Below are 20,654 nucleotides of genomic sequence, written 5' to 3' on the forward strand. Positions count from 1 at the left end.
TAAATAATATAGGTATTATTTCTTCTATTTCCATCAAATTCTACCCCTTATGAAAAAATATTAAACAGTTTCCTAAACAGTCCCTGCACAGTTGTACCTTTCTTATTTCCACTATGCCCCATAATCTTATTAGCTATATTTTCTAGATCAAGTGATACCTTAGCATATGGGTATTTTACTAAAAATGGCTGCTGCATCCTGACTGATTGAGAAACTTTCTTGTCATCACTCATATTTCCCAGGTAATTTAACTTAATGTTTAGGAATCTCCTAACTACACTGCTAAACTTATCATAAGTGTGCTTTCCATCCTCCTCATTTGCAGCTCTATTCACAACAAGTTCAATGTCGTCCTTGAGTTTAAAATAATTTACCGCTTTAAGCAGGCTATATGCATCCGTAAGCGATGTCGGTTCAGGTGTGGTAACAACTATAAGTTCTTCGCAGCAAGCTATGAAGGCAAGTACACTTCTATTAATTCCAGCACCTGTATCTATTATTATATAGTCTACATCCTCCAAAATTGACAGCTTATCTATAAACTTTGTTCTCTGCTCGTGCGTTACCTCTTCAAATTTAGATACATCGTTACCTGCCGGAAGTAATTTCACACCAAATTGAGTCTCAGTAACAACCTCTTCTATCTTTTTATCATTAAATATTACATCATATACATTATATTTAGGTAAAAATCCCATAATAACATCATCATTGCCCATCCCCATATCAGCATCAAATATCAGTACTTTATTGCCATTTCTCTGAAGATATATTGATAAGCTTACAACAAAATTACTTTTACCAACTCCACCTTTTCCTGACGTTACAGTTATAATTCTAGGTAACTGAGTTTTCTTTGAAATAGCTTTATTTTTTTTCTCTGTCTTTTTTTTTACAAGTTCTCTCAATCTATCAGCTTGATCCATCATAGCGTATCCTCTCTCAATATTAAACTTGCTAATTCACTTGAATTCATTAATCTTATATCATCCGGTACATTTTGGCCTGTAGTTACAAAACTTATTGGTTTTAAAGTTTTATTGCATATATTTAATATCGATCCATATGTAGATGTCTCATCTAGCTTAGTTATTATTACACTGTCATAGTTCAAACATCTGTATCCATCTGCTATTATATCAATGTCTCTGCTTTTAGTAGTACAACTTACCACAAGATGTACACTACTCACATTTACCTTTTTCATAAAAGCCCTAAGTTCGGATATCTGCATTACATTTTTGCTGCTTCTTCCTGTAGTATCTATTAAAATAACATCACAATCCTTCATACTTTCTACAGCGGTTTCCATTTCTTTTATTGTAAAAACAACCCTAAATGGTATATTCATAATATCAGCGTATGTCTTAAGTTGTTCAACTGCCCCTATCCTATATGTATCAATAGTTAACAATCCAACCCTTTTCTTCTCAACTAATGCCAGCCTTCCAGCCATTTTTGCAATTGTAGTTGTCTTTCCAACTCCTGTAGGACCTACTAATATAACAATATCCTTCAATTCTCTGTCTGTAACAGTTATATTATTTTTGATTACCTCCTTTAATTTATCTTTTTGAGTCCTATCATCCTTAATTGTCTTAACTTTATTCAATATATCCTCTGCTATATTTTCATCAATATCAGCATTTTCTAAATTTACCTGAAGTTCACTTTTTGAATCTTTAAGTGATCTATGCATCATTTCATCGAGCATTTCCTTCATTTCACGCATCTCTGATATAAGATTCTCATTATTCTTATTTATAATATCATTACTATATATACCTTTATTGACTCCAATCGGACCCGTATTAATATTATTTCTTTTAACCTGATAAGATGTATCTTTAGAAACTTCATTTTGATCAATTGTTTTATTTATAACTCTTTTTATAGCATTGATACTATTTTGAACATTAATATTATCATCCGCTTTATTTTGTAAACCGCTATTGTCATTTATTGCTACGGTGACTTCAACTCCCTTTTTTGAAAACAGTCCAAGGAATCCCCCTTTCCTCCTGACCCTTCTTTGACTTATTATAATCGCATCATTCCCAAGTTCATATTTTATTTTATTAAGAACTTCCCCCATGCTAGCAGCTACATATCTTTTTACTATCATTTATATCGCAACCACCCCTTCAGTTTTTATTTTCACATCATTTGGTATCTCATTAAGCGACAGTACATTAATTGCCGGGAAAACCATTTCTATAAGTTTTCTAAAAGCAGGTCTTATTTTAGGTGATACCATAACTATAGGTTGGTTTTCATAAAAATACGACGAATCAAGCATACTTTTTAAAGAGCTCAATATCTTAGAAGTAGTATCTGGATCTATTGCTGGAAAAGATCCCTGCATAGACTTTTGTATGTTATTTGCAACAAGATCTTCTATTTTAGGATCTAAAGTAATTACTGTTATTTTCCCATCTTCATCTATAAGCGGATTACATATACTCCTTCCAAGTGCAAACCTAACATATTCAGTTAAAGTCTCTATATCCTTTGTCATTCTTGAATTATCTGCAAGTGATTCCATTATTGTAACCATATCCTTTATAGGTACTCTCTCTCTTAATAGGTTTTGGAGTACTTTTTGGAGTTCACCTATAGTCATAAGATCCGGTATAAGTTCTTCGACAACTGTACTGTATTTTTCCTTAACCGAATCAACTAATAATTTAACTTCCTGTCTTCCAAGCAACTCATATGAATGATTCTTTATTGTTTCAGTCAAATGCGTTACCATAACCGTTGTTGGATCAACAACCGTAAGCCCTTTTATTTCAGCTTCTTCTCTTTGATCATTATTTATCCATACAGCAGGAAGTCCAAAGGATGGTTCTGCAGTTTTAATACCCTGTATTTCAAATTCGCTGCTTGTAGGATCCATGCAAAGAAGCATATTAGGCATAAGTTCTCCTTTTGCAATTACTGTCCCTCTTATCTTTATAACATATTCATTAGTCTTAAGCTGAAGATTATCTCTTATTCTAATAGGCTGTACAATTATACCCATTTCTATCGCACATTGACGTCTTACAGAAGTTATTCTTTGAAGTAAATCTCCCCCTGAAGCTTCATCTGCTAACGGAATAAGTCCATAACCAATTTCAATCTCCATAGGTTCAACTGATATTAAATTCATAACATTTTCAGGTTCCTTGCTTTCAGTCTCTGTTATTTGCTGCTGTTCAATTTCAACCTGCTGTATCTGTTGTTCTTTTGCGTCTTTATACAATAAATATGCCGCTATAGCACAGCATACAGCCAGAAAGAAAAATGACATATGTGGAAGTCCCGGTATTATAGATAAAAAAAGTAGCACCGCTGAAGTTATAGCTATAACCTTAGGAAAACCTGTAAGCTGCCTTACCGCCATATTACCAAAATTTTCGTTGCTTCCAGAACGTGTAACAAGTATACCTGATGCTGTAGATATCAAAAGTGCAGGAAGCTGACTCACAAGACCATCACCTATTGTAAGTTTTGTATAAGTTTGTGCAGCAGTTGAGATATCCATACTTTTCATTAAAACTCCAACAATGATACCTGCTATTATATTTATAGTAGTAATTATCACAGATGCTATTACATCTCCCTTTACAAACTTTGATGCACCATCCATGGCACCATAAAAGTCTGCCTCCTGCTGAAGGTTTAATCTTCTTTTCCTTGCACCTCGTTCATCAATCAAACCAGAGTTCAAATCTGCATCTATACTCATTTGTTTACCAGGCATAGCATCAAGAGTAAATCTTGCAGATACCTCTGAAACTCTTGTTGCACCGCTTGTTATTACTACAAACTGTATTATTATTATTATTAAGAATATTATTATTCCAACAACATAGTTTCCTCCAACAACAAAACTTCCAAATGCATTTATTACCTCTCCGGCATATGCATCTCTTAATACTAATCTTGTAGATGATACATTTAAAGACAGTCTAAAAAGAGTAGTAATTAATAATAACGTTGGAAATATTGAAAATTGAAGCACTTCTGTTGTAAACATGGTCAAAAGTATTATAACTACCGACATTGTAATATTAAATGCCAAAAATATGTCCAGAAGCTTTGCCGGTATTGGTATTATAATCATTAAAACTACCAGTATAACCACAAAAGCCATTATTATATCTGCATTGTCTTTTATGTTAAATTTCCTCTTACTTGCCAAAATACCACCCCTAGGTTAATCAAATAAAAATTATCTTTTTGTGCTGTAAACTAGTGCTATAATCTCAGCTACAGACTGGTACATTTCCATTGGTATCGCTCTATTCAATTCTACTTCTGAATATATAAGCCTTGCCAAAGGTTTATTTTCAACTATAGGTACATCATTTTCCTTAGCAATCTCTTTTATTTTAAGAGCAATAAGATCTGCTCCCTTTGCTACAACTACTGGTGCACTATTTTTACCTTTTTCATATTTTAAAGCTACTGAAATATGAGTAGGATTTGTTACAACAACTGTTGCTTTAGGTACTTCCTGCATCATTCTTCTTGTTGCCATCTCTCTCTGTTTTTGTTTTATCTTACCTTTTATTTGAGGATCTCCTTCATCTTGCTTAAATTCTTCTTTCACTTCCTGCTTGGACATTTTTAAATCCTTATTATATTGATATCTCTGAAACACATAATCAATTATAGATATAATAACCATACATAATGTTATTCTAAAGAATATACTTACAGTTAGTTTTCCAATTGCCTCTAATATAAACGGAGGATTAAGGTTCCCAAGTGTCAATATATATGTATAATTCTCTTTAACAAATTTAAAACCTATAATTCCAACAACTAAAACTATAGCTATGTCTTTAATTAGCTCCATAAAGGATCTCATTGAAAACATTCTTTTAAAACCATTTATAGGATTTAATTTTGAAAAGTCTGGTTTTAAAGGTTCTGTTGTAAATAAAGCTCCTGTTTGAATAAAATTTACAAGTATCCCCATAAGCATAATTGGCAACGTAATTGGCAAAAAAACTGCCGCAATTCTGATCACCATGATCAAGGTGACCTCCTTTACACTGTTATAGCTTAAACTCTGATTTAAATAATTGTTTAAAAAGGCAATCATAGTTGCTTTTAAGCTGCTTCCAGCATAAGACCCAAAGGCCAGTAATGTTATTGTACAAGCAAGAAGCGTAAATGCCAAACTAAGTTCTTTACTTTTAGCTATCTGTCCCTTTTTTCTTGATTCACTTTTCTTATGAGGAGTTGCTTCCTCTGTCTTGTCATCAGTAGCAAATATTAAAATAAGCGGTATGGTTTTGTAGAATCCTTTTATCGCATCCTGAACTTCATAAAAAGAATTCTGAATTATATGTGCAATTATTGGAAGAGCTAAACATATAGAAGCAAATCCAACTAATATCTTTATCGGAAGTCCAAGAATCATTACATTCAATTGTGGAACAGTTCTTGCTATGAGTCCCATAGTTAAATCTGTCATAAAAAGTATTAAAACAATTGGTATTGCTATCCTGAGCCCTATATTAAAAAACTCTATGAAAGCTTTTATTATAAATGTTATAGAATTTTGTGTCAGCACAAACTGCCCTAGTTTTACAACATCAAAACTGCTTATAAGTGCTTTGATAAGCATATGGTGTCCATCAACTGCAAAGAAAATAACCATACTAAACCAATAAAGTAAATGCTCTATCAGTGTAGTATTACTGTTTGATGTTGGATCATACTGTGACATCATGGCAAAACCTATCTGCATGTCCATAAGGTTTCCTGCAAACCTTGCAGCTATAAAGCAGAAATTAACTATAGTTCCTAAAGTAAATCCAATTGCCGCTTCATTTACACAATTCATAATAAATGGTATACTGCTGTTTATATTGTTTATCCCGGTATAATTTATACCTGGTATCAAAATATATGCCATTATAAGTGAAATTCCAACCTTAACTATATTAGGTACTCCATTTGGAAAAAATATTGGAACCACTATGAAAAAGCAAAATAACCTTATGCTTATCAAAACAAGTGCTGTGAAATATACTGTATCAATCAAAATGTTCACCTATTCCTTATCATATCATTGTGTTATATGTGCTATGTATCCAAAAATTCTCTCTGTAAAAGCAACAATCTGATGCAGCATCCAACTTCCTGTTATAATTCCAACAAAAGCTATCGCAATGAGTTTTGGTACAAAAGTAAGTGTCTGCTCCTGTATTTGCGTCGTTGCCTGAAATATACTTATGATAAGACCAACTAATATTGAAACTATCAGTATTGGAGCAGATACCATAAGACCTGTTTGCACTGCATCCTTTATGATACTCATTATCATGTTTTCGCTCATTTTATACCACCTCACTGAAAACTTACAATTAAAGATTTTACAAGTAAATACCATCCATCTACCATTACAAATAATAACAGTTTAAATGGCAGTGATATCATGGATGGAGGCAACATAAACATACCCATTGACATAAGAACACTCGCCACAACCAAATCTATTATCATAAAAGGTATGTATAACAAAAATCCTATCTGAAATGCCGTTTTAAGTTCACTTATCATATATGCTGGAACAACTACATACAGCGGAGCATTATCTTTAGTAACCTTATAGTTTAATTTTGCCTGATCTACAAATAATTTAAAATCCTTTTTATATGTACTTTTGAGCATAAACTCTCTTAAGGGCTTTGCCCCGGCATCTATTGCTTGTTCTTCCGTTATTTTATTATTCAAATATGGCTGTATAGCATTTGTATTAATTTTGTTATATACCGGTAGCATTATAAAAATTGTCAAAAAAAGTGCAAGCCCTATAAGCACTTGATTGGGTGGTGACTGTTGTGTTCCAATTGCATTTCTTAAAAATCCAAAAACAACTATAATTCTAACAAAACTCGTCATCATCATAATAAATGACGGCAGAAGTGTAAGAATTGTAAGTACTATAAGAAGTTTTATATTTGATACATACTGCTGTGGTGTACCAGAATTATCAATTGACATATTTACATTAGGAACAGTCAAGTTTTGTGGTGCAGCATGTACATTAGTCACAGTAATTAATGATACACACAGTACTGCTAAAATTGCTATAAAAATTTTGCTTCTTCTTCTATTCATTCTTATCTTCCTTTTTTAATATAGTAAGTTTACCTTTTAAAAAACTTTTCATCCCTGTTTTATTTAGAAAATCTTCCAAACTGCTGTACTGTGGTATAAGTTTTTCATCTTCAAGTCTTAATACTTCCTCTTCATTTAATTCTGAAACAATCTTTATTTCATTATTTGTAGAAGACATAACATATATCTTTTCTCCTAATCTAACCACAAGTAAACTATTCGTCTTTGATACATTGGTTCTCTCCAAAATCTTTATATATTTACCATTTTGCATACTTTGCAGTTTATTTCCGCCAAACTTTAACGATATATATATGAGAAGAAGTATAAATGGCAAGAAAATAATTATTTTTAAAAGCATCCACAAAAACTGCAAATCCATAGACATTCTCCATCCTTTAATTTATTGAACTAAAACATTGCTGAAATAAATATTATTTATCTGACCTTTTTGAAGCAGCGGATTTATCCTCTGTATAAGCTCAACTTTAACTGTTTCTAATCCTTTAGCTGATGATATATCAGCAGCTTTTTTTGTCCTTAAAACATTTATAACTGTATCCATTATTATAGGTTGTTTTTCCTCTAACTCTGAGTCAAGCTTTTTAGAATCATAACCAAGATAAATATTAACCTTTAAGTATCTGCTGGAATCAGTATCAGCCAAATTAACCAATATATCATCTTTACTTAATTCATAAGTTTTACTTGACACAATCTGCTGTGTTATAGTTTGTGTAGTCTGTCCAGCTTGTACAGCTTGAGTCTGCTGAAGCTGTTGTTGTTTCGCAGATACACCTTCAGACCCCAATTTATCTTTCAAAAATAGGGAATACCCGAGGTAAACTCCAACGCATACAATAATAATCAGCACTAAAACCAATATTATTAACTTTCGTTTTCCTTTTTTTTCTACCTTATTCTCCATAGTTTTTATATCTCCTTAATAAAAATCAATCTATTTTATAACCTAAAATAAATTTAAGTTTTATATTCAAAGCTTTAATCACTTAGTATACTGAATAAATATTTTCCTCTTATACTCTATAACTCTATTTACTATTTCTTCAATTGTTTCCTTTACTAAATATTTTCTACCATTTGTAAGTACTATTAAACTTTCAGGAATTTGCTCCAATTTTTCTATGTGATCTGCATTTAAAAGAAATTCTTTATTATCAAGTCCAGTAACTCTTATCATGGCAATCCTCCAATTAAAATTAGTAATTGAAAACTCAGGATAATTATTCCCAAATTTTCAATTACACATACATTATTTAACTATCTCTTTAAATTTACTAGAGTTTCAAGTATTGAGTCATCTGTTGTTATAATCTTTCCATTAGCTTCAAACGCTCTGCTTGCAACTATCATATCTGTAAACTGGGTGGCTAAATCAACATTTGATGCTTCAAGTTTATTAGATAATATGCTTCCATACTCACCGCTGTTTATATTAGCTGCATCCGCACCTTCTCTATTCCTAAGAATAGCATTTCCCGAGCTTGCAGAAATACTGTAAGTATTATTTCCCATCTTTGAAAGACCTTTTTCATTACTAAAGGACACCTCTGCAAGTTGACCTAATACTACACTTTTTGAATTACAAGTTGCCGTTATCAAACCAGTATTTCCTATTGATACCTGAGTAACAGGATATTTTTCACCATCTATACTAAGATAATCTGGTATAACCATAGGCACTAAGGCATCTCCACTTATTTCAGCTGTTCCATCATTTGTAACATCAACTGTATGCTGAGTATTAGTATCTGTAGAATAAGTTATAACAGCATTAGTATTAGGATAGCCATAAACTCTGAGTCCGGATGCCGTATGCAAATTTCCCTGTGGATCAAGTTTAAATGATCCATCTCTCGTATAAGTTACATCAACTGAATTTGGTGTTATTAAATGAGTAGCTTCATCCTCCTGTCCTATTGTTCCAGCATCTGTGCTTGAACTATCTTCGGGTAATTGACCTGTGCCAACTACAAAATAACCTTTTCCATCTATCATACAATCGAGTGGATTGTTAGTTGGCTGCATATCTCCTGTTGTAGTATCAGTGTCTATACTTGAAACCTGCACACCCATACCTATCTGCTGGGGATTTATTCCTCCAGTTGAACTGCTTGCACCACTGCCGCTGGCCACTGTCTGGCTCATAACATCTTCATATGTAACGCTCTGACTTTTAAATGCAGTAGTTGATGAATTTGCTATATTATTTCCTACGACATCCAGTTTTTTTTGATTGGCATGAAGTCCGCTAATTGCTGAATACATTGATGGTAACATTATTTATCCCTCCATATTTTAAAATTATGTTTATAAAATGTTCTGCTTCTATCGCTCCACAGAACCGGGCATCCAAAACTTAGTCCTGCCCTTATAAAATAACTGCACTATCAATATTTGTAAACACATTTTCTCCGTTATCTTTACTGTTAACGGCTGTTATTATAGTTCTATTTTTTATAGAAGTTACAAGTGCAGTATCCTTGTATAATATCAAAGCTTGTTTGCAGCCTTTTGCTTCAGCTTTATTAATTCCTTCATTAATACTTTTCATATCACTTTCATTGAAATTTATATTTCTTTCTCTAAGTCTTAAAGCTGCATGATTTGATATCACAAATCCATCTTTCTCCCTTACTTTTTTGTTTAATATTTCATCAAATGAAGTACGCTTGGATTCTTTTGTTTGAGTGTTGATTTCCTTATTATAAGGTTCGAAATTCCATGTAATATGGACCTTTCCATCAATAACTCTATATCCCATAAAGATCACTCACTCTTCCCTGGGTTCAATTTAGATTATGAATCACTTACTGATGTTATATCATCAATTGAAAATTCTTTGGTTTCGCCCGTACTCATTTGTACATTGACTTTTATACCGTCTGATTCTTTCGATATACTCTTTATTGTTCCAGTATAATTATTATTATTGTCATCAGTGTCACTTAAAGTAACCATTTTCCCGATGAGTGCAGCTGCATTCAAAAGATCCATATTGGTACCTGATGTACCAGTATCATCTTTCCTTCCAACTGCCTGTACATTATCTAATGTAAATGTTCTAACATCGTTTTGAAGGTTTCCATCACTATCTTTTATCTGACCCACAATTACATCAAGATCAATTTCATCGCCGTTTTTTATTATATCCATTACTTTACCAGCATAATAATTTCCATTCTGATCTAATTTGTTTAAAACTACTATATTTCCAATAAGAGAGTTTGCGCTTGACATCTTTAACGTAGTATTTAAATTAGCCATCTGCTGAAGTTCTGAAAATTGTGCCATCTGAGATACATATTCAGTACCATCTTTTGCATTAGTCGGGTCCTGATTTTGAAGTTCTGCAGCAAGTATTTTTAAAAATAAATTTTCATCCTTACTTGTGCTGCTTGAATTGGATGACAATTGACTTAATCTATCATTTATAGTTGTAGTATTATCCGCAGCAGTCACCGCTGTCATAATATACACCTCCTTAAAAACTTACTTATGCAAGCATATTGACATTATTTTGAGCCGGAGTAAAATTGTCAATTTCTTTTTCTTCATTTACTCCTGCCAGCTTATTTTGTGAATTTCTCCTGTTTTCACTTTGATTATTATCATTTTTTCTATTCTCTGAACCATCTTTAAAAAATGTTGTATCTTCGTATACACCAAGTGAAATATTTTGTATCTTTATATCATTATTTTGGAGTTTACTTGTTATATCTAAAATATTTGAATTTAATAAATTATAAGCATCCTTTGTATTTGCTGTTATATTTGCTTTCATCTGTCCGGCTTCCATAGTAAGTTTGATAGTAACTTCTCCTAGTTCTCTAGGATTTATCTTTACAGTTAAATTTTTGACGTCATTTGATTCCATATAATTCAAAGTTTTTATTATATCATTGTTCAGATCAGTTTTATTTATTACTATATTTTGAGAAACAGAATCAGTATTTAGATTATTAACCGTATTGTTAAACTGTGTCATAAAATCAGCAGCCTTAGATATACTGCTGCTATTTTTATCATCTTTAGATGCAAGTGAAGTTAAAAAACTATCATCTTTACTTTGGGCAGTATAGCTCAAATTTTCTTTTTTATTGTCGCTTGAATTATTTGAATTATTTGAATCAAGCATGTCAGATGTACTGTAATTAGCAGATAAAATATTATTTGAATTATGATCTTCTTTTATCATGGAAATTAAATTATTTAAAACATCTGTATTATTTACCTTCTGGTTTTTGATATCTTCTGCAGCATCATTTAATAATGAAACCAATTCCTGCTTAACCTTAGGAAGTATCGATGCAAAATCTGCCTCGTTTAATTTACCATTTAAAGAATTCAATATTTTATCTTCAACATTCTTCGTGACCAAAAGCTTAAATACAGGATCATCATTAGAAGTATTAGTCTGTATGGATTTTTCGATATTATTTTTAAGATTGTCAAGCAATTTAGCAATCTTATCATCATCCTGAGTTCCACCAGACAATTCTTTTACAATATTATTAATTTGAGTTTTTAAACTGTTAACTATATTATCTGAAATATCCTGTATGCCAGTTTGATTTTCCTGTGGCATAAATAGCGTTAAAAGCTTACCAAGTGTAGAAGTATCTGTAAGTCCCTGAGTCAATAACTTTTGAAGATTATCTGAATCTAAAAGTTTCTTTTCTATTAGATTCTTTAAGTCATCCAGTGATTTTACATTATCTATTTCTTCATCAGTTGCACCTATACTTTTAAGTTCCGTTTTAATTTTTTCTGGTAGTTCTATTTTTTTATCGTCATCTGGATTACTTGAGCTCGAATTCTTATTATTATCTACTTTATTTACAGAATGTTTATCATCATTTGAAGTGACATTTTCAGTCTTTGAAGTCTGATCACTTAACTTAGACATAAAACTATCAAAACTCTTATCAGATGTTGAACAACTGCTAGAAGCTTTTAAACTACCATGCGATGCCTTGTTAACTGCAGCATTAACTTGAGAAGTAACGTTTGAAACATATGCACTCATTATTTCACCTCCTTTCAAGATTTCTTATATATCCATAGAGTGCGAATTCATCATTCATATTCTGCTCTATTATCTTCTGTTTAAGATCAAAGGCTGCCTGTTTTTTTTCCTTTAATACTTCAACAGTCTTCCTTTCAACTTGTCTTTTTTTTAAATCTTTTCTCTTCTCATTAAGATTTTTCTCTTTTTCTGCAAGCACTTCATTCGTACTATTTATCATATATGTAATATTGTTCAAATATAGATGTTTTATTTTCATATCCACTGAGGTCTCGCTGTTATCTAATTTTCTGTATTTTTCATAACTTTCCTTAAGAGAATTTAGCCTGTTTTGAACCTCTAGCTTTTCAAGTTGAGCTTCCTTAAACGTCCTCTTACTCTGTTCTTCCATGTCGAGCCTTATATCTAAAAGCTTCTGCAATTTAAATTTGTATCCTTTCATAAGCTGCCTCCAAAAAAATGAATTCAAAATCAACTGTTAAAAATATTTATCAAGCTCTTGACACTTTCATCAAATAAAAAATGTTCATTAACATCCTGTCTTAAATACTTTATAATCTTGTCATAGTATTGAATTGCCGTATCTAATTTTTTATTGCTTCCTTTAACATAGGCACCTATATTTATCAAATCCTCTGAATTCTTATATGTCGCTAAAAGATCCCTTGCAAGCGAAGCCGCACTTTTGTGTTCACTGCTTGCGACTTCTGACATAAGTCTGCTTATACTGTTTAGTACATCTATAGCCGGATAATGATTCTTGCCAGCTAAATCCCTCGATAACACAATATGTCCATCAAGTATACCTCTAACTGCATCAGCTATAGGCTCATTAAAATCATCACCATCAACCAGCACCGTATAAAATGCTGTTATCGATCCTTTATCAGACATGCCTGACCTTTCCATTAATCGTGGAAGTTTGGCAAATACAGATGGTGTGTATCCTTTAGTCGCAGGCGGTTCGCCAATTGCAAGTCCAACTTCTCTCTGAGCCATCGCAAATCTGGTAACTGAATCCATCATAAGTATCACTTTTTTACCCTTGTCCCTAAAATATTCTGCGATAGCTGTTGCCGTAAAGGCTCCTGTAAGCCTGACAAGTGCTGGTTTATCAGATGTTGCACATACAATTACAGTTTTTTTCATTCCTTCTTTTCCTATATCTTTTTCTATAAAATCCTTAACTTCTCTTCCTCTTTCACCTATAAGTGCTATTACATTTACATCTGCTTCAGCATATTTTGCTATCATTCCAAGGGTTGTACTTTTACCAACACCACTTCCCGCAAATATTCCAATTCTTTGTCCTTCACCACATGTCAAAAATCCATCTATCGCTCTAACACCAGTTGGTATGACATTCTGTATTCTTCGCCTTTTCATTGGATTCGGCGGTTCAGCATCCATTTCATAAAGCTCGCCATATTCTATCTCTTCATCGCTATCGAATGGATTTCCAAGTCCATCCAATACCTTGCCAAAGAGTTCGTCAGAGCATCTCACACTTAATGGCTTACCTTGAGGCACTACTCTGCAGCCAGGGGATATACCAATAAGTTCACCAAGCGGCATCAATATAACCTGATTTTCTTTAAATCCAACAACCTGACATGGAATAGGATCATTTTTTTCATTATATACTGTACATACTTCACCAACAAAAGACTTTATTCCATCCACTTCAATTGTAAGACCTATTACCTGCTTTACTATTCCTTCAGAGTATAAAAAATTTATTTTACCTATTCCACTGCTTATCCTGTCAAAATCTATATTAATCATAAATAAACCTTCTAATCCTCATTTTTAAAAAGTTCCTTTATCTTTTTAAAAGCAATGTCAACCCCGAATTTCATTTTTCCATTGTCTCTTTCTATAATCACAGTTCCATCTTCCATAGAATCATCCGGTACTATAAATACATCACCCTTAAAAGGAATTTGTTCTTTTAAGAAATCAACTTTATCTTTAAATTCACTGCAATACATGCTTTTTGCCTTAATTACAAATACTTTAGTATTTTTAACTTCGGATAATGCCTCAAAAACTACATTATTTAATGAATCCTTATCTTTAACTTCTCTCTTTAAAACATTCTCTATGCAATCCATTATAAGATTTTTTATTATAGACTCCTTCTCTTTAAGATAAGTATCTTTTTGCTCAATAACAGTTTTAATCATATTGTCCGTATTATTCTTAATAATTTCAGCTTCTTTTAGAGCCTTATCCAAATTTTTTTTATATCCTTCCTCATAAGCCTTATTGTATGCATCATCATAGCCTTTTTTCTGTCCATCAGCATAGGCTTTATTATAAGCATCTTTTTTTATACTATCCAGATCATTATATGCACTTGAAAGTATTTCATCTCTCTTCTTTCTGGCGCCTTCAATAATTGTATTTGCCAGATTATCATAGCTTTCTATTATAGCCTTCGAATTACCATCTGCTAATTTATTTTGCTGTGATTTTACCTTTTCATGAAATTCAGTAATTATATTTTTGCATCCATCACTTACAACATTTGAACCATTAATAATATTATACGATGATCGCATCCTCGCCACCTCTTGATATTACTATCTCTCCAGCCTCATCAAGTCTTCTTATTATACCAACAATCTTCTGCTGGGATTTTTCAACATCCATAAGTCTAACAGGACCTAAGAATTCTATATCCTCCTTGAGTGCTGCAGTTGCTCTCTTAGATTGATTTCTATATATACAATTTGCAACTTCTTCAGAAGAACCTTTAAGTGCAAGTGAAAGTTCTTTATTATCAACTTCTCTAAGAACTCTTTGAATTGAAACATCATCAAGTGTAACAATATCTTCGAATACAAACATCGATTCTTTTACTTTCTCTGCTAATTCTGCATCTTCTTTTTCCAGTCCCTCTGTAATATTTTTTTCTGTAGTTCTATCAACTTGATTTAGTATGTCTACAATAGTTTGAACTCCACCAATAATCTTATTATCAGATTTAACAACAGATGAAAGCTTATCATCAAGCACCTTTTCAATTTCCTTTACAACATTAGGTGATGTACTACTCATTGTCGCTATCCTATATGCGACCTCAGACTGAACATCTTCTGGAAGTGCAGACAATATCTGTCCAGATTTATCTGACTGAAGATAACACAATATAAGAGCAATAGCTTGAGGATGCTCATTTGAAATTAAATTTAAGAGCTGGTGGGCATCCGCCTTTCTAGCTATAGCAAATGGTCTAAATTGCTGGGTAGCCTCAGTTACCTTATCTAATATTTCCATTGCCTTTTGACTTCCAAGCGCCTTTGATAATACATTTTTAGCATAATCCAGGCCGCCTTCTACCAAATAATCCTTTGCCCTATTCATCTGTATAAATTCTTCAAGAATTCCTTGTTTCTCTTCTGATCCAACAGAATTTATATTAGCTATTTCATATGTTATTTTTTGGATTTCAGCATCTGGAAGTTTTTTTATTATATTTGCTGCTGTTTCAGGTCCAAGAGTTATAAACAATATGGCTGCTTTTTGAACTCCTGTCATTTTCTGATTCTCTTTCAACATACAATAATCACCTCTCATCCTCTGCGAGCCATGATTTTATTACATCTACCACCTGATCAGGCTTATCTTTTGCATATTTCCTTATTTCATTTTCAAGATGAGTTTGTTCATTTTCTTCCTCAAATTCAACAGGTTTAAACTTAGGTTGTTCATTAGTATCCATATCATCATCGCCTATAATTGTATCAATTGACTGAGTAGATCCAAATTCATCATCAAAGGCCTCTTCCTCTTCTCTTCTGTTCTTTCTCATCCATAAGAATATGCCAACAGCTGCTGCTATAACAATAGCTGCTATAATTCCAATTATAGTATACAGTTTATTTTTCTTAGCCTGTTCTGTTGCTTTATTCATTTCATCTAAATCTTTTCTTGCTTTATCTTTCAATGTCGTATCAAAAGGTATACCTTCAACACTTATGGTATCTCCTCTATTATCGTCATATCCAATAGCCGAAACAGCAAGATTCTTTATTGACGTTTTGGTAGCATCATCAACATTTCCATCTAATGCCACAGATGCAGTTAGTCTTTTTACAGCACCTGGTGCCTTTATTGTCTTCTGTTCAACTTTAGAAACATCATAATTTTTAGTAGTTTCTTCACTTGTAGATAAATTATTGCCGTTACTAGAAGCTGTAGAATTAGTCATATTATTATCTACTGGACTATTCGAAGTCCCAGAATTATCGCCAGAATTAGAAGTGCTTTTTTTGTCATTTTCACTTACAATAACACTTTTAGGATCATAGGTCGTTGAATCCTGCTGTACATCATCAAAATCCAATTCAGTATTGACAGTAACCTTAACCTTATCTTTTCCATATACAGTTTCAAGCATACTTTGAAGTCTTTTCTGTAAATTCTCTTCATACTGTTTCTGTAATTGCTGCTGTTTATCTGCAGATGTAGTTGACTGCTCTCCATTATTTTTATCAGTATATAAATCGTCAGAAAGCAAATTCATGTTATCATCCATTACCTGTATATTTTTAGCCGGTACATTTTTAACTGCCCCTGAAACAAGTGCTATTACAGATTTAACTTGATCCTTAGTTAGGCTTTGTCCCGGTTTTAATTTAAGTGTTACAGATGCGCTTCCAGGATCCGTATCTTTTTCAAAAGCAGTATCATCTGGAATAACTAGATGAACTCTGGCATCCTGCACTTCTGAAAATCCCTTTATCGTCCTTTCAAGTTCTCCCTGAAGGGCTCTTTGATAAGTTATTTTCATCTGTTCATCAGTCGTTCCAAAGCTGCTTTTATCAAGCAATTCAAAGCCTTGACTTCCATTTGTAATTTGAACCTCAGATAAAACCTGCATTCTTACCTTATCAACTTGATCCTTTGGAACCAGTATGGAATTTCCCTGAACCTTAGCATCAACCTTATCCGATTGAAGCTGCTTGTATACATTAGCAGAATCCGTAGAATTCAAGTTTGAAAACAAAACCGCATATTTAGTAGTCCCTAAAGATATACCTGCAAATATTACTGCTGCTATTATCCCCGCAAATATCACTCCAAAAGCTATCTTCTTTCTCTTACTTAGCTCTTTCCATTTTGCTATTAAATTCTTAAAAAATTGTGATAGCTTACCCATTTAAACTAGTCTCTCCTTACCTAAACTATAACTGTGTTCTATTTATCTCCTGATATGCATCCAATAACTTATTCCTAACCTGGACTGCTAATTCTAAAGACATCTCTGCCTCCTCAGTATCAAGCATTACTTTATGTATATCAACATCATCCCCGTCAATAAAACTTTGAGTTGTATTATCAGCATCAAGCTGCTTACTATTTACTTCATCCAACTTTTCTTTTAAAAAGTCCCCAAATCCAACCTGATCTTTAGTACTGTCCTGCGTTTTATCTTTAGATGTTGATACAATACTATCAAAAACTTTACTATCAGGTGTAAATTCATTCACAATCATATCTTAAAACCTACCTTCCAATTTCAAGTGCCTTTGAAAACATACTTTTTTCTGAATCTATTGCAGTTACATTAGCTTCATATGTCCTGGTTGCAACCATCATATCTGCCATTTCGTTTAATACATTAACATTAGGTTTAGAAACATATCCATCTGAATCTGCATCCGGGTTCGAAGGATCATAAACCCTTTTAAGCGGAGAATTATCATCAACTATGCCAACAGCTTTTACTCCCATTAATTCATTTTTATATGTATCAGTATTTTTATCCAATTCTTGATTCAAATTTTCCTGGAATACAGCTATTTTTCTCCTGTAAGGTTTTCCATCAGCTCCCCTTGTAGTATCCACATTAGCTATATTAGATGCTATTGTATCCATACTGAGTCTCTCAGCTGAGAGTCCACTAGCACTTATCCTAAGTGTATCAAAAGATTTAAGCAACTAAAGCACACCCTTTCTTTATATTATTGTTTACTTTCCATCTATAACATATTTTTCCTGAGAAATTCTAGCATTTACTTGTGTTATAAGTGCATTGTACATAAGAGCATTTGCAGCTTGATTTACTTCTTCATTTTCTATATCCACATTATTTCCGTCTTCCTTAATACTTGTACTGCCATCTGTTTTAACTTCTATATCGCCATTACCATTATTTAATGACATATGTTTTTCATCTGTTTTTTTCAAATCAATTTTATTTTCACTTTTTTGTAAATTTTCTTCAAATGTAACATATTTCCGCTTATACCCTTTAGTATTTACATTTGCAATATTATTTGCAGATACTTCACTTCTTTCAGACGCTGCATCAAGACCTTCTTTTAGTAAATTATACACTTGTTGATCTTTTGTCAAATTACTTATATTCAATTTATCATCTCCTATAATATTGTATTAGACCATATTATCATATGTAATCATAAAATAATTTTAATATAATTTTATTTCAAATTAAACTTCATATATTACATGAATATTTTAACACAAAATTTTACTAATAGGTACTTTTTTTTTGTATTTTATAAATATATAACTAAAAACTGAAAATTTTAGTATTTTAAGTATAAAAATATACTATTAATATAATATTTTACTATGTAATAAAATAATTCCATTTATTATGATTTAATCTCCACATATTTGTCCCTATTATTGTACAATAAGTCTACATGATTTTCCATCAATTTTAGGTTAATATTTCTAAATTATTTTTCATATCAAAATTGGTATAAAAAATAAGCAGTATGATTTGACAAATGTCAAACAATACTGCTTATTTTTATATAAATTATGTTACTCTATTTACTTTTAACATTTTGCAATATAGTAAGAGCATCCTGAGGAAGTTTATCTGCCTGTGCTATTATAGCTATATTGGCCTGTACAATTACATTCTGAGTCGAATAATCTATTATTTCCTTTGCTATATCTGAATCACATAAACCACTCTGCTCTTCTTGAATCTGATCTGCAAAATCTGCGGAATTTTCATTACATACATTAAATCTATTTTCAATCGAGCCATATCCACTCCTAATTGATATGACAGAATCCAATGCTTTATTCACAACACTTAATGCATTGTCACAATTTCCACCACTAGTTAAATCAAGTGTTCCGCCATTCCTTAAATCATCAAGTGTATATCCGCTATCCTTTCCAAGTTTATTTAATGAAAGATCATACATAGGTATATCTACAGTTTCATCTGGATTAGCTCCTATACTCATTAATATGGTTTTAACATCAGGATCATCAACATCATTACCAGATTTTAATAGATTTTTTCCATTAAAATCTGTATAATCTACAATATTGTCTATACCTTCCATTAACTGTCCTATCTCTTTCTGCGAATTCTGAATATCTGTTGAATTAACAGTTCCATTATTACATTGAATGATCAGAGTTTTAACTCTTTGGAGCATATCAGTTATGCTATTAAGACCACCTTCTGCAGTCTGCAGCATGCTAATACCATCCTGTGCATTTTGTGACGCTGTTTGAAGACCTCTTATCTGTATTTTCATTCTCTCGCTGTCACACAAGCCACTTGGATCATCTGCAGCTGTATTTATAGTAACTCCACTTGATACCCTTCCAAGCGATATCTGCTGTTTTTGAAGTGCACTGGAATATGACATATATGCCCTTAAAGCGGACATATTAGGAATTAGTTGCATAATATCACCTCCATAACCTTAATTTTCATTTGTAAGTTTTACTGTTAAATCGTCATTAGAACCCGAAACATTTAAAATTCCTTTTGCAATCACTGTACTTCCATCCTGGCCGTAAAAATACACATTTGCTGTATTCCCCGGTATAACAGCTACATTAGTCTTTCCGATGTCAAGTATACCTGCACTTCCGTCAACTTTAAATTTCTTAATCTCTGGAAGATTTATACTGCTAATAGTTATCTGTTTTAATTTAGGAAGTATAGATGACGTAAGAACTTTTGCACTTGCTGTATAATTTCCACCTGATACATCTATAACTTTAAAATTCATTACAGCAGTTTTTTTATGGGTTCTTCCTTTTTGTGATTTAGCATCTTTATCTATAATTATCTGGTACTCATGTCCAACCTCATACCCCTGTGACGGAGCATTTACTTTGACTACGCTCTCATCAGAATCAAGAACAGGAATTATGCTCAAATTGGAATTATCCGTTAAGTCCTTCATATGAATACTATTTTTCACAGAACTTATATCAACCCTTGCATTAAATTTTATATTCCAGGCTTTATTCGTATTTGATATAGTTTTATCATTAAATTTATTTATATCACTTATGCCATATGCAAATACCGTACATGGCAGGACTAAGGCAGCCACTGCAGATGCTACTATACTGAACTTCATACGTGAAATCAATCTTTTCAATTTTTATTCCTCCAATAATAAAATTTACATTACCCTGAAATTAACCTTTATGTACAGGAAACCATAAAGGTTAATTT

Annotated in this window: 23 protein-coding genes; all 23 read right to left on the reverse strand. The window is 32.2% G+C overall.

Going from position 1 to position 20,654, the window contains the following annotated elements; all coding sequences use genetic code 11:
• Positions 1-47: 47 nt before the first annotated feature.
• Positions 48-929 carry a MinD/ParA family protein gene (locus D4Z93_RS09050; RefSeq protein ID WP_119972783.1) on the reverse strand — a complete coding sequence of 294 codons (882 nt, stop codon included), beginning with the start codon at positions 927-929 and terminating at the stop codon, positions 48-50.
• The gene (flhF, locus tag D4Z93_RS09055) at positions 926-2,125 is read right to left on the reverse strand and encodes a flagellar biosynthesis GTPase FlhF (protein WP_119972786.1); all 1,200 of its coding nucleotides are present in this window, start codon (positions 2,123-2,125) and stop codon (positions 926-928) included. Before flhF ends, D4Z93_RS09050 begins: the two co-directional genes overlap by 4 nt.
• Positions 2,126-4,141 (reverse strand): flagellar biosynthesis protein FlhA, encoded by a 2,016-nt coding sequence (flhA, locus tag D4Z93_RS09060; protein ID WP_243106002.1) that lies wholly within the window; start codon positions 4,139-4,141, stop codon positions 2,126-2,128.
• 78 nt (positions 4,142-4,219) lie between these two features.
• Positions 4,220-6,046, reverse strand: a complete 1,827-nt coding sequence (locus tag D4Z93_RS09065; protein ID WP_119972791.1) for a fused FliR family export protein/FlhB family type III secretion system protein — start codon at positions 6,044-6,046, stop codon at positions 4,220-4,222.
• A gap of 24 nt (positions 6,047-6,070) precedes the next feature.
• Positions 6,071-6,340 (reverse strand): flagellar biosynthesis protein FliQ, encoded by a 270-nt coding sequence (gene fliQ, locus D4Z93_RS09070; protein WP_119972794.1) that lies wholly within the window; start codon positions 6,338-6,340, stop codon positions 6,071-6,073.
• 11 nt (positions 6,341-6,351) lie between these two features.
• Positions 6,352-7,125, reverse strand: coding sequence for a flagellar type III secretion system pore protein FliP (gene fliP, locus D4Z93_RS09075; protein WP_119972797.1), 774 nt, complete (start codon positions 7,123-7,125; stop codon positions 6,352-6,354).
• Positions 7,118-7,507, reverse strand: coding sequence for a flagellar biosynthetic protein FliO (fliO, locus tag D4Z93_RS09080; RefSeq protein ID WP_119972799.1), 390 nt, complete (start codon positions 7,505-7,507; stop codon positions 7,118-7,120). The genes fliP and fliO overlap by 8 nt, the downstream gene beginning before the upstream one ends.
• Positions 7,508-7,528: 21 nt before the next feature.
• The gene (locus tag D4Z93_RS09085; protein ID WP_119972802.1) at positions 7,529-8,053 is read right to left on the reverse strand and encodes a flagellar basal body-associated FliL family protein; all 525 of its coding nucleotides are present in this window, start codon (positions 8,051-8,053) and stop codon (positions 7,529-7,531) included.
• Positions 8,054-8,131: 78 nt separating this feature from the next.
• Positions 8,132-8,326: a flagellar FlbD family protein gene (locus D4Z93_RS09090; protein ID WP_119972805.1), complete on the reverse strand. Its 195-nt coding sequence runs from the start codon at positions 8,324-8,326 to the stop codon at positions 8,132-8,134.
• 80 nt (positions 8,327-8,406) lie between these two features.
• On the reverse strand, positions 8,407-9,426 hold the full coding sequence (locus D4Z93_RS09095; protein ID WP_119972807.1) for a flagellar hook-basal body protein: 1,020 nt from the start codon (positions 9,424-9,426) through the stop codon (positions 8,407-8,409).
• A gap of 91 nt (positions 9,427-9,517) precedes the next feature.
• Entirely contained in the window at positions 9,518-9,910 is a 393-nt protein-coding gene (locus D4Z93_RS09100) for a TIGR02530 family flagellar biosynthesis protein (RefSeq protein ID WP_119972809.1), read from the reverse strand.
• A gap of 35 nt (positions 9,911-9,945) precedes the next feature.
• Entirely contained in the window at positions 9,946-10,617 is a 672-nt protein-coding gene (locus D4Z93_RS09105) for a flagellar hook assembly protein FlgD (RefSeq protein ID WP_119972812.1), read from the reverse strand.
• Between the two features lie 25 nt (positions 10,618-10,642).
• On the reverse strand, positions 10,643-12,175 hold the full coding sequence (locus D4Z93_RS09110; protein WP_119972813.1) for a flagellar hook-length control protein FliK: 1,533 nt from the start codon (positions 12,173-12,175) through the stop codon (positions 10,643-10,645).
• A 4-nt stretch (positions 12,176-12,179) separates the two neighbouring features.
• On the reverse strand, positions 12,180-12,617 hold the full coding sequence (gene fliJ, locus D4Z93_RS09115) for a flagellar export protein FliJ (RefSeq protein WP_119972816.1): 438 nt from the start codon (positions 12,615-12,617) through the stop codon (positions 12,180-12,182).
• A 29-nt stretch (positions 12,618-12,646) separates the two neighbouring features.
• Positions 12,647-13,960 (reverse strand): flagellar protein export ATPase FliI, encoded by a 1,314-nt coding sequence (gene fliI, locus D4Z93_RS09120; protein WP_119972819.1) that lies wholly within the window; start codon positions 13,958-13,960, stop codon positions 12,647-12,649.
• Between the two features lie 11 nt (positions 13,961-13,971).
• Positions 13,972-14,739 carry a FliH/SctL family protein gene (locus D4Z93_RS09125; protein WP_119972822.1) on the reverse strand — a complete coding sequence of 256 codons (768 nt, stop codon included), beginning with the start codon at positions 14,737-14,739 and terminating at the stop codon, positions 13,972-13,974.
• Positions 14,723-15,739 (reverse strand): flagellar motor switch protein FliG, encoded by a 1,017-nt coding sequence (gene fliG / locus D4Z93_RS09130; protein ID WP_162920286.1) that lies wholly within the window; start codon positions 15,737-15,739, stop codon positions 14,723-14,725. The genes D4Z93_RS09125 and fliG overlap by 17 nt, the downstream gene beginning before the upstream one ends.
• A gap of 7 nt (positions 15,740-15,746) precedes the next feature.
• A complete protein-coding gene (gene fliF, locus D4Z93_RS09135) occupies positions 15,747-17,342 on the reverse strand; it encodes a flagellar basal-body MS-ring/collar protein FliF (RefSeq protein WP_119972824.1) in 1,596 nt (531 codons plus the stop codon).
• 25 nt (positions 17,343-17,367) lie between these two features.
• On the reverse strand, positions 17,368-17,679 hold the full coding sequence (gene fliE, locus D4Z93_RS09140; RefSeq protein ID WP_119972827.1) for a flagellar hook-basal body complex protein FliE: 312 nt from the start codon (positions 17,677-17,679) through the stop codon (positions 17,368-17,370).
• A gap of 10 nt (positions 17,680-17,689) precedes the next feature.
• The gene (gene flgC, locus D4Z93_RS09145; protein ID WP_119972830.1) at positions 17,690-18,124 is read right to left on the reverse strand and encodes a flagellar basal body rod protein FlgC; all 435 of its coding nucleotides are present in this window, start codon (positions 18,122-18,124) and stop codon (positions 17,690-17,692) included.
• Positions 18,125-18,154: 30 nt separating this feature from the next.
• Complete coding sequence (gene flgB, locus D4Z93_RS09150) at positions 18,155-18,556, reverse strand: flagellar basal body rod protein FlgB (protein ID WP_119972833.1); 402 nt, start codon at positions 18,554-18,556, stop codon at positions 18,155-18,157.
• A 428-nt stretch (positions 18,557-18,984) separates the two neighbouring features.
• Entirely contained in the window at positions 18,985-19,869 is an 885-nt protein-coding gene (locus tag D4Z93_RS09155) for a flagellin N-terminal helical domain-containing protein (RefSeq protein WP_119972836.1), read from the reverse strand.
• Between the two features lie 18 nt (positions 19,870-19,887).
• Positions 19,888-20,577, reverse strand: a complete 690-nt coding sequence (locus D4Z93_RS09160; protein ID WP_119972838.1) for a hypothetical protein — start codon at positions 20,575-20,577, stop codon at positions 19,888-19,890.
• Positions 20,578-20,654: the final 77 nt, after the last annotated feature.

Source organism: Clostridium fermenticellae, assembly GCF_003600355.1.
GTDB classification, from domain to species: Bacteria; Bacillota; Clostridia; order Clostridiales; family Clostridiaceae; genus Clostridium_AV; species Clostridium_AV fermenticellae.